Genomic DNA, 8976 nt, shown 5'->3' with positions numbered 1-8976 from the left:
ATGACGACCACTCAGGCTCGTGCGGCGGGGCGCAGGCCCGCGCAGATCGTGGACATGTCCTGGGACCCGATCACCCGGATCATCGGCAACCTGGGCATCTACACGAAGATCGACTTCGCCAACCAGGAAGTCGTCGAGTGCCACTCCACCTCCTCCCTGTTCCGCGGCTACTCCGTCTTCATGCGCGGCAAGGACCCCCGCGACGCCGGCTTCATCACCTCCCGCATCTGCGGCATCTGCGGCGACAACCACACCACCTGCTCCAACTACGCCCAGCAGATGGCCTACGGCGCCAAACCCCCGCCCATGGCCGAACACATCACCAACCTCGGCGAAGCCGCCGAATACATGTTCGACCACACCATCTTCCAGGACAACCTCGTCTTCGTCGACTTCTGCGAGGCCATGGTCAAGGCCACCAACCCCTCCGTCCTGGCCCGCGCCGAACGCACCGAAGCCCCCCGCGGCCACCTCCACGGCTACCGCACCATCGCCGACATCATGCGCGCCTTCAACCCCTTCGAGGGCGAGGTCTACAAACAGGCCCTCAAGATCTCCCGCACCACCCGGGAGATGTTCTGCCTGATGGAGGGCCGCCACGTCCACCCCTCCACCCTCTATCCCGGCGGCGTGGGCACCATGCCCCAGCCCACCCTCTTCACCGACTACCTCACCCGCCTGCTGCGCATCATCGACTTCGTCAAACAGGCCGTCGCCATGAACGACGACGTCTTCGACTTCTTCTACGCCGCCCTGCCCGGCTACGAGGAGGTCGGCCGCCGCCGCATCCTCCTCGCCTGCTGGGGCGCCTTCCAAAACCCCGACACCTGCGACTACCGCTACGCCACGATGAACACCTGGGGCAAGGACATGTACGTCACCCCCGGCATCATCGTCGACGGCCAACTCGTCACCAACAACCTCACCGACATCAACCTCGGCCTGCGCATCCTCCTCGGCTCCTCCTACTACGACGACTGGACAGGCGAAGAGCCCTTCGTCACCCACGACCCCCTCGGCAACCCCGTCGACATCCGCCACCCCTGGAACCAGACCACCCTCCCCCACCCCCAAAAACGCACCTTCGAAAACAACTACTCCTGGGTCATGAGCCCCCGCTGGTACCACCCCGAAACCGGCCGGCACCTCGCCCTGGACACCGGCGGCGGCCCCCTGGCCCGCCTGTGGTCCACCGCCCTGAACGGCCTCGTCGACACCCCCTACGTCAAAGCCACCGGCCACAGCGTCCGCATCACCCTCCCCAAAGGCCAAACCCTCCCCGAACACACCCTGGAATGGACCATCCCCCAGTGGTCCAACACCCTCGAACGCGACCGCGCCCGCCCCTACTTCATCGCCTACGCCGCCGCCATGGCCCTCCACTTCCTCGACCAGGCCCAACACCTCGTCCGCGCCGGCGAAACCCACACCTTCACCAACTACGAGGTCCCCGACGAAGCCATCGGCTGCGGCTTCCACGAAGCCGTCCGCGGCGTCCTCTCCCACCACCTCGTCATCCGCGACAAAAAGATCGCCAACTACCACCCCTACCCCCCCACCCCCTGGAACGCCAGCCCCCGCGACCACTACGGCACCCCCGGCCCCTACGAAGACGCCGTCCAGGGCCAGCCCATCTTCGAGGAAAACGGCCCCGACACCTTCAAAGGCGTCGACATCATGCGCACCGTCCGCAGCTTCGACCCCTGCCTCCCCTGCGGCGTCCACATGTACACCGGCAACGGAAAAACACTGACCACCACACACTCGCCCACCTACGGAGCCGGTCACGGCTGAGCCGCGACAGGGAGGAGCAGACGATGGGCAGGATCAGAGTCGGCAGGGCCGACGTGAAGCACGACACCCCCGGACACGTCACCGGGCTGCACCAGGGCAACGCCGGCCCGTACCAGCGGCAGCAGGGTCACCACAAGGACGGCACCTCCGACGCCCGGCGCTCCACGGGCATCCACTGGAAGAAGCACGACGCGATCATGAAGATCATGCCGAACATCTCGCCCGGGTGACGGACCTCGCCCGAGTCAGGACGGGGTCGGGAGGCCGGGTCGGAAGCGACAGGAGAGGCAGATGGGACAGACACGGATGCGCCGGACGCGCCGGACGCGATGGGTGAGACCGGTGGTACAGGGGGGGAGGAGCACGGGGGTGACAGGCAGACAAGTGCTGATGGCGGAGGCCGCCGTCGTGGGCGGGCTGGTGCTCGCCCTGCTGGTCAGGGAGATGCCCGGGCTCGTGCGCGAGATCAGGATCTGGCGGATGGTCGGCATCCGCCCCGGCTCACGCCGTCCGCGCTGAACCCGCGCCGTCGGCCGCGCACCGTGATCGAGCGAAAGGTGATGAGCATGCCTGTGTGCGCCACGCGCGACGGGGTCGAGATCTTCTACAAGGACTGGGGCCGGGGACGTCCGGTGGTCTTCATCCACGGCTGGCCCCTGAACGGAGACGCCTGGCAGGACCAGCTCAAGGCGGTCGCCGACGCCGGATACCGGGGGATCGCCCACGACCGCCGCGGTCACGGGCGTTCCACCCCGGTCTACGACGGCTACGACTTCGACACGTTCGCCGACGACCTCCACGACCTGCTGACCCACCTCGACCTGCGGGACGTCACGCTGGTGGCGCACTCCATGGGCGGTGGCGAACTCGCACGGTACATCGGCCGCCACGGCACCGGACGCGTGCGCTCGGCCGTCCTGCTCTCCGCCATCACACCGCTGATGCTGCAGGGCCCGGACAACCCCGAGGGCGTCCCGCGGTCCGTCTTCGACGACATCAAGGCCGGCATCCTCAAGGAGCGTTCGCAGTTCTGGAAGGACACCGCCGAGGGCTTCTTCTCCGCCGACCGCCCGGGGAGCAAGGTCACTCAGGGCAACAAGGACGCGTTCTGGCACATGGGCATGGCGCAGACCATCGAGGGCGCCGTCGCCTGCGTCGACGCCTTCGGCACCACGCCCTTCCACGAGGACCTGAAGAAGTTCGACATCCCCACCCTGGTCGTGCACGGCGACGACGACCGGATCGTGCCCATCGACGCCACCGGCCGCAAAGCCGCGCGGATCGTCTCCGGCGCCGAGCTGAAGGTGTACGAGGGCGGCAGCCACGGCCTCGCCATGGTCGACGGCGACAAACAGCGCTTCCATCAGGACCTGCTGGACTTCCTCTCCCGCTGACCCCGCCGACCGGCCCGCTCAGCGGGGCCAGGTGGGCAGCAGGGTCCGGCGGTGCGAGGCGTTGATGACGGCGGCCGCCGAGGCGTACCAGGCGACCAGGCCCGTCGCGATGCCGAACCAGCCGCCGATCCGCGTGATGACGTGCGGCCCCAGGCCGCCCTGGAACTCCCCGACCGCCAGGAGGACGTAGGTGACGGTCAGCAGCGCGAGCACCGCGAAGACGGCGAGACTGGTGCGCAGCGCGGCCACCGCCAGGTAGGCGGTGAAGATCCCCCAGACGAGCAGGAACAGCCCCAGGCCGTTGTGCGCGTCGACGGTGGCCACGCGCGGCACGAGCCACCAGTACGTCAGCCAGAACGCGCCGTAGGAGACGAACATGGTCGCGCCGAAGGTGTTGCCGCGGCGGTACTCGAACAGGCCCGCGATGAACTGGGCGAGTCCGCCGTAGAACGCCGCGAGCCCCAGCACCGGGAGGATCGCGGCGGGTTCCTTGATCAGACCGGCGTTGAGGATGGACAGCAGGAGCGTGGTCATCGCGAGCCCCGCCAGCCCCAGCGGGGCCGGGTCCGCGAGGCCCACCGCCTGTGGGTCGGCCGGGCGGGCCTCCTCGCGGACGGATTTGCTCATGTCGTCAGTCATGACCGGAATCCCTTCGACCCGAGACCGGCAGAACCAGCCGGAGCCCGACGAACCTTGTGCGGGTTCGTCACACGAATACCCATTTGTCACACTCTCAGTCGTCCGACCGTGCTGCCGGGGCGCCCGCGCGGCCCGCGGAATCCGGGAACCCGCGGACGAGGACGGGCGTCTCGTGGGGCACGGCAACATCAGCGCGGGATCAGCGCGAGATCAGTCCTGGGGGGACGCACCGTGAGTACCGAGATCTACTTCAGCAACAACTACCGCGACCTGTGCGAACAGCACGGCACCGGCGCCGGCTTCCAGTTCGAGTTCTCCTGCTCGCGCTGTTCCGACACCTGGCGCTCGCCGTTCGAGCCCTTCAGGGCGGGGCAGATGGCCGGCTGGCTGTCGCGGGGCGTGAACGCCGCCTGGTCGGTCATGGGCGGCAGCGGCGCGGCCCGCGGCGCCTCCTCCGCGGCCGACGGCCTGGCCGGAGCCAGTTACGGCACTCAGCGGGACGCGGCGTTCACCCGTGCCATCGCCAACGCCCAGGACCACTTCAACCGCTGCCCCCGCTGCACCGCCCACGTCTGCGCCCGCTGCTGGAACGGGGGACAGGGACTGTGCCTCACCTGCTCGCCGGACACCGCGGCCGAGGCGGTGGCCGCCCGGCAGAGGGGCCTGAACGACATGGTGGCCCAGCGCGCCTACGACGCCGGGCAGCAGCGCGGCGAGGGCTGCGACGTCACCACGCCGCGCCAGTTGGTGTGCCCGCACTGCAGGGCCGAGACCAGGGGCGCGACCTTCTGCCCGGCCTGCGGAACCCGCCTCGCCCGGACGGCGGGCTGCTCCTCCTGCCACCAGGAGCTGCCGGACGGTGCGGCCTTCTGCCCGGCCTGCGGAACCCGGAGGTGACCACCGGGGCGCCGCCCCGGCTCTGATCGGACGCTGCGACCGCGTACGGCGCACACAGCGCGCGGTGCGCGGTCCGGCGACGGGGCCGGGACAGCGGTGAGGATGCCGTCGAGGGCGGCGTCCGGGCGGCGGCGCAGGGACGTCGAGTCCGGGGCGATCGGGCTGATCAGGACACCGGGCCCGGGCAGCGCCATGACCGCGCTGTCGTCACCGCGGCCGACGGGGGCGTGCGGGACGGCGGCGGGGTCGACGAGCAGCACGGACCCGAGGGCGTGCCGGCCGCCGGTGACCGCCGGGCCGTCCCGGCCGGGCGCGTCCGGCCCCGCGGCGAGTTCCTGGTCGTACGGCGGACGGCCCCCGACCTCGATGACCGGCAGCGCGTCGTTCTCCTGCGGGTCGGCCTTGGTCCGCCCGTCACGGGCCCCTCCGAGCAGGAGCGAGGCGATCAGCGCCGTGGCCTCGGCAGATTCAGCTCCCGCTCCCGCTCCCGGCGCTCCCGGGCGAGCCTGGCCGCCGCATGGATCGTCAGACGTTCCCGTTCCGGCGGACTCGGCAGCATCGCTGCCTCCACGCCTCGTGCGCCGGGTCCCGAGTACCCCACCCCGGAAGAAAGCGCGCAAAGCAATCATTCGATCCCAATTGAGAAGGCCGGACGGTCGGCGCGATCTACAGTGCTGTAGAAATCTCTGGTGGGGGACGAGCCCTCAACGAGCCCGTCCTTCCAGCCCGGTTGGCCGGGCCCGCCACCGTATGAGAAGGAGCAAGGGCAGCAGATGCCGGAGCAGCACGACCACACCCCCGACATCGCGTCCCGGTCCCTGCGCGGAGAGCTGGCACGGCGCTGCCGGGCCGTCACCGAGGCCCGCTGGTTCGCCCTCGCCGTCTTCGCCGTGATCCTGCTCAACGCCGCGCTGCTGGGTCTGGAGACGTACTCCGGCCTGGCGGCGCAGTGGCACCAGGTGTTACGGCTGGCCGAACAGGTCTGCCTGGCCGCGTTCACCGTCGAGATCCTGATACGGCTGGCCGCGTACGCCGACCGTCCCCGCGACTTCCTCAAGGACTCCTGGAACACCTTCGACCTGATCGTGGTCCTGTGCGCCTTCCTGCCCGTGGTACGCGAGAACGCCACGGTGCTGCGGCTGTTGCGGCTGGCGCGTGTGTTGCGCACCGCCCGCTTCCTGCCGCAGGTGCGCATCGTGATGGTCGCCGTCGTCCGCAGCCTGCCCGGCACCCTGAGCTTCCTCCTGGTCGGCGCCCTGCTGCTGTACGTGTACGCCATGGTCGGCTGGGTCTTCTTCGGCCGTCACGACCCCGAGCACTACGGCTCCATCGGCCGCGCCGTCCTGACCCTCTTCCTGCTGATGACCCTGGACGGCATCGGCGACGCGGTGCACAGCGGCCTGGAGGTGTCGCGCTGGAGCCTGCTCTACTACGCCTCCTACGTTCTGCTGGGCTCCTTCGTCCTGGTCAACGTCCTCATCGGTGTCGTCATCACGTCGCTGGACGAGGCCCGGGAGATGGAGAAGGACGAGCCGGCCGAACGGGAACGGGCCGCCCCCGCCGCGGACGACCGGCAGCGCCTCCTGGAGCGGATCACGGCGGCCCGCAGCGCCCTGGACGAACTCGAACGCGACCTCACCGGGGCGGCGCCACCGCGGTCCGGACAGGCGGCACTTGTCGTCCCGACGGTCGTCGGCCGCCCGGCGGCGGGCACCCGCAGACGGCGGCGGCCCTCCAGGCGGCGCCGGTGAAGGCGCGGCGGGAGACCGCGCCGCCGGATGCGGGAAAGTCCTGCCCCGGCTGTTGGTCGCTGTCGGGCAACGCGCGTGCGGTCAGGCCGAGTTGACGGCGCCGGCAGTGGGCCTCGTCGCCGGGGTCCACGGCGTCCGTGCCACCGTCCCGCGCCGGCCGGCCGATCTATGGCTCTTCTCACAATTCGGGCCGAAAGCGGCCCGTAGTGACGGCCGCCACTTCAACGGGCGGGCATTTTGTCTACCTTCACCCTCGGTTCCCCTTTGTCGACCCTTTGCTGAGGCCTGCCCGACCATGTCCTATCCGTCTTCCCCGTCGCCCTCCAAGACCGCCTCCAGGAGCCGTGTCCGGCGTGCCGGTGCCTGCGCCGGTGTGCTTCTGGCCTCGGTGACGGCCTTGTTCTCCGCCGGCGCGCTGCACGCGGCACCCGCTCTCGCCGCGCCGACGGAGCAGTCCTCGGCCACCGCCGCGGTCCAGCCCCGGTCCAAGGAGCGGGTGACGGCGGCGGTGCTCCGCCTCGACGGCGCGAGCCGCGAGCCGGTGCTGTACGGCCGGGACGCCCCGTACGACACCGCGAGCATCATCAAGGTCGACATCCTCGCTGCGCTGCTGCTGCAGGCACAGGACGCGGGCCGGCGGCTCACCGACCAGGAACGCGCGCTCGCCGGACCGATGATCCGCAACAGCGACAACGCGGCGACGAACGTGCTGTGGCGGAAGATCGGCCAGGCGCCGGGCCTGGAAGCGGCCAACAAGCGCCTGGGACTCACCTCGACGAAGGGCGGCCCCGGCGGGAAGTGGGGGCTGACGCAGACGACGGCGAGCGACCAGGTACGGCTGCTGCGGGCCGTGTTCGACACGGCCGGGACGCCGGAGGCCCACTCCTCGGCGCTGAACGCCCAGTCCCGCGCCTACATCACGTCGTTGATGAGCCGCGTCGCGAAGGACCAGGCGTGGGGTGTCTCGGCGGCCTCCGGCACCGAGTGGGCGCTGAAGAACGGCTGGCTGCAGCGCACCACGTCCGGACTCTGGGACGTCAACAGCGTCGGACGGGTCACCGTGGACGGGCGCCACTACCTCGTCGCCGTCCTGTCGGACGGCAGCGCGTCGATGAGCGACGGCGTCTCCCTGGTGGAGCGGACGGCACGCCAGGCGGTGGCGGCGGCCGCCCGGCGCTGACCGCGCGGCGGCGGGCGCCGTCAGGCGTCCCGCCGCCGGAGCACGATCGCCGCCCCGGCCAGCGCCAGCAGCGCGTACAGGCAGAACAGCGCGAACCCGGTCCACGGCGCCAGCGTGTGCGGCTGCTGCTGGATGTGGACCAGGCCCTGCCCCGCCGTGCTCGGCAGGTACTTGTTGATCGCGTCGAACCACGACGACGGCAGCGCCGCGGCGAGCACCGGCAGCACCAGGAGCACACCGAACAGGGTGGCGATCCCGCCGGCGGTGCTGCGGATCAGCGCTCCGAGCGCCACCCCGATCAGGGCCACGCCCGTCAGGTACAGCCCGGCGCCCAGCACCGCCCGCGGCACGCCCGGAGCACCGAGCGAGGTCTGCAGGCGGTGGCCCGACAGCGCGGCCTGCCCCACCAGGAAGGCGGCCAGCGAGGCGGCCGTCATGAGGGCCCACGCCACGGCGGCGTACACCGACGCCTTCGCCCACAGCACGGGCAGGCGGCGCGGCACCGCGGACAGGGTGGCGCGGATCATGCCGGTGGCGTACTCGCCGCTGACCACCAGCACCCCCAGCACGCCGACGGCCAGCTGCGCCAGGAAGAAGCCGCGCAGGCTCACCAGCGCCGGATCGAAGGCCAGCCGCTCCTGCGGCGGCAGATGCGACCAGCGGTTCGCGGTGAAGTAGCTGAACAGGAAGCCGAGACCGATCATCGCGACGACCGCGGCCAGCAGGGTGAACAGCGTCGACCTGAGCGACCGCAGCTTGATCCACTCCGAGCGGATCACCCGCAGCTGCGTGACCCGGCCCCGCTCCGCCTCGGGAATCACCGTCGCCGTCGTCATGCCGTACGCCCCTCGCCGCCCGCGCCGACGAGCTGCGCCGCCGGTGCCTGGTACTCCACGGCGTCCCGGGTCAGCTCCATGAACGCCTCCTCCAGCGACGCCCGCTGGGGCGTCAGTTCGGCCAGTGCCACACCGCTGCCGGCCGCGATCCGCCCGATCCGCTCACTGCTGAGTCCGGTCACCAGCAGCACACCGTCCTCCTGCGCGGTGACGGTCACGTCCGGGCCGGACAGCAGACCGCGCAGCCTCTCCGCCTGGTCCGTGCGCACCCGCACCAGGTCCCCGGCGGCCCGCGCGGTGAACTCCGCCACCGACGTGTCCGCGATCAGCCGGCCGCGTCCGATGACGATCAGGTGTTCGGCGGTCAGCGCCATCTCGGACATCAGGTGCGAGGACACCAGGACCGTGCGCCCCTCGGCGGCCAGTGCCTTGAGCAGGTTCCGGATCCACAGGATGCCCTCGGGGTCGAGGCCGTTGACCGGCTC

General features: G+C 70.9%; 8 protein-coding genes and 2 pseudogenes. 7 read left to right on the top strand and 3 right to left on the bottom strand.

Annotation, left to right across the window (positions count from 1 at the left end):
- The 4 genes from RH94_RS14940 to RH94_RS14930 form a co-directional block, all read left to right on the top strand.
- Window positions 1–1794: nickel-dependent hydrogenase large subunit (locus RH94_RS14940; protein ID WP_073948084.1), on the top strand; the 1794-nt coding region annotated here is incomplete at its 5' end.
- 23 nt (window positions 1795–1817) lie between these two features.
- Window positions 1818–2024 (top strand): hypothetical protein, encoded by a 207-nt coding sequence (locus RH94_RS14935; RefSeq protein ID WP_073948083.1) that lies wholly within the window; start codon window positions 1818–1820, stop codon window positions 2022–2024.
- A 139-nt stretch (window positions 2025–2163) separates the two neighbouring features.
- Window positions 2164–2313, top strand: a complete 150-nt coding sequence (locus RH94_RS41375; RefSeq protein ID WP_199880959.1) for a hypothetical protein — start codon at window positions 2164–2166, stop codon at window positions 2311–2313.
- A gap of 47 nt (window positions 2314–2360) precedes the next feature.
- A complete protein-coding gene (locus tag RH94_RS14930; protein ID WP_073948082.1) occupies window positions 2361–3188 on the top strand; it encodes an alpha/beta fold hydrolase in 828 nt (275 codons plus the stop codon).
- Between the two features lie 18 nt (window positions 3189–3206).
- On the opposite strand, the gene RH94_RS14925 is transcribed toward RH94_RS14930, so the two are convergent.
- Complete coding sequence (locus RH94_RS14925) at window positions 3207–3827, bottom strand: acetate uptake transporter (protein WP_073948081.1); 621 nt, start codon at window positions 3825–3827, stop codon at window positions 3207–3209.
- Between the two features lie 231 nt (window positions 3828–4058).
- Between RH94_RS14925 and RH94_RS14920 the strand changes: the two genes are divergently transcribed.
- The 3 genes and pseudogenes from RH94_RS14920 to RH94_RS14910 all read left to right on the top strand — a co-directional run bounded on the left by RH94_RS14920 (window position 4059) and on the right by RH94_RS14910 (window position 7655).
- Entirely contained in the window at window positions 4059–4724 is a 666-nt protein-coding gene (locus tag RH94_RS14920; RefSeq protein WP_073948080.1) for a zinc ribbon domain-containing protein, read from the top strand.
- 773 nt (window positions 4725–5497) lie between these two features.
- A pseudogene (locus RH94_RS14915) lies at window positions 5498–6184 on the top strand (ion transporter); the annotation flags it as partial.
- A gap of 586 nt (window positions 6185–6770) precedes the next feature.
- Entirely contained in the window at window positions 6771–7655 is an 885-nt protein-coding gene (locus RH94_RS14910) for a serine hydrolase (RefSeq protein WP_073948078.1), read from the top strand.
- A 20-nt stretch (window positions 7656–7675) separates the two neighbouring features.
- Here the strand turns inward: RH94_RS14910 and RH94_RS14905 are convergent, their stop codons facing one another.
- Both RH94_RS14905 and RH94_RS43420 read right to left on the bottom strand, forming a co-directional pair.
- Window positions 7676–8491, bottom strand: coding sequence for an ABC transporter permease (locus tag RH94_RS14905; protein ID WP_073948077.1), 816 nt, complete (start codon window positions 8489–8491; stop codon window positions 7676–7678).
- Window positions 8488–8976 (bottom strand): annotated as a pseudogene (locus RH94_RS43420) (ABC transporter ATP-binding protein); the annotation flags it as partial. The pseudogene RH94_RS43420 and the gene RH94_RS14905, both read right to left, overlap by 4 nt.

The sequence above is a fragment of the Streptomyces kebangsaanensis genome, from assembly GCF_001906585.1.
Taxonomy (GTDB): domain Bacteria; phylum Actinomycetota; class Actinomycetes; order Streptomycetales; family Streptomycetaceae; genus Streptomyces; species Streptomyces kebangsaanensis.
This window is presented reverse-complemented; position numbering and strand designations above follow the sequence as displayed.

Excerpts from the sequence above, each read along its gene's own strand:
- RH94_RS14935 (WP_073948083.1), top strand. The coding sequence starts at position 1,818 with ATGGGCAGGATCAGAGTCGGCAGGGCCGACGTGAAGCACGACACCCCC.
- RH94_RS14930 (WP_073948082.1), top strand. The coding sequence starts at position 2,361 with ATGCCTGTGTGCGCCACGCGCGACGGGGTCGAGATCTTCTACAAGGAC.
- RH94_RS14925 (WP_073948081.1), bottom strand. The coding sequence starts at position 3,827 with ATGACTGACGACATGAGCAAATCCGTCCGCGAGGAGGCCCGCCCGGCC.
- RH94_RS14910 (WP_073948078.1), top strand. The coding sequence starts at position 6,771 with ATGTCCTATCCGTCTTCCCCGTCGCCCTCCAAGACCGCCTCCAGGAGC.
- RH94_RS14905 (WP_073948077.1), bottom strand. The coding sequence starts at position 8,491 with ATGACGACGGCGACGGTGATTCCCGAGGCGGAGCGGGGCCGGGTCACG.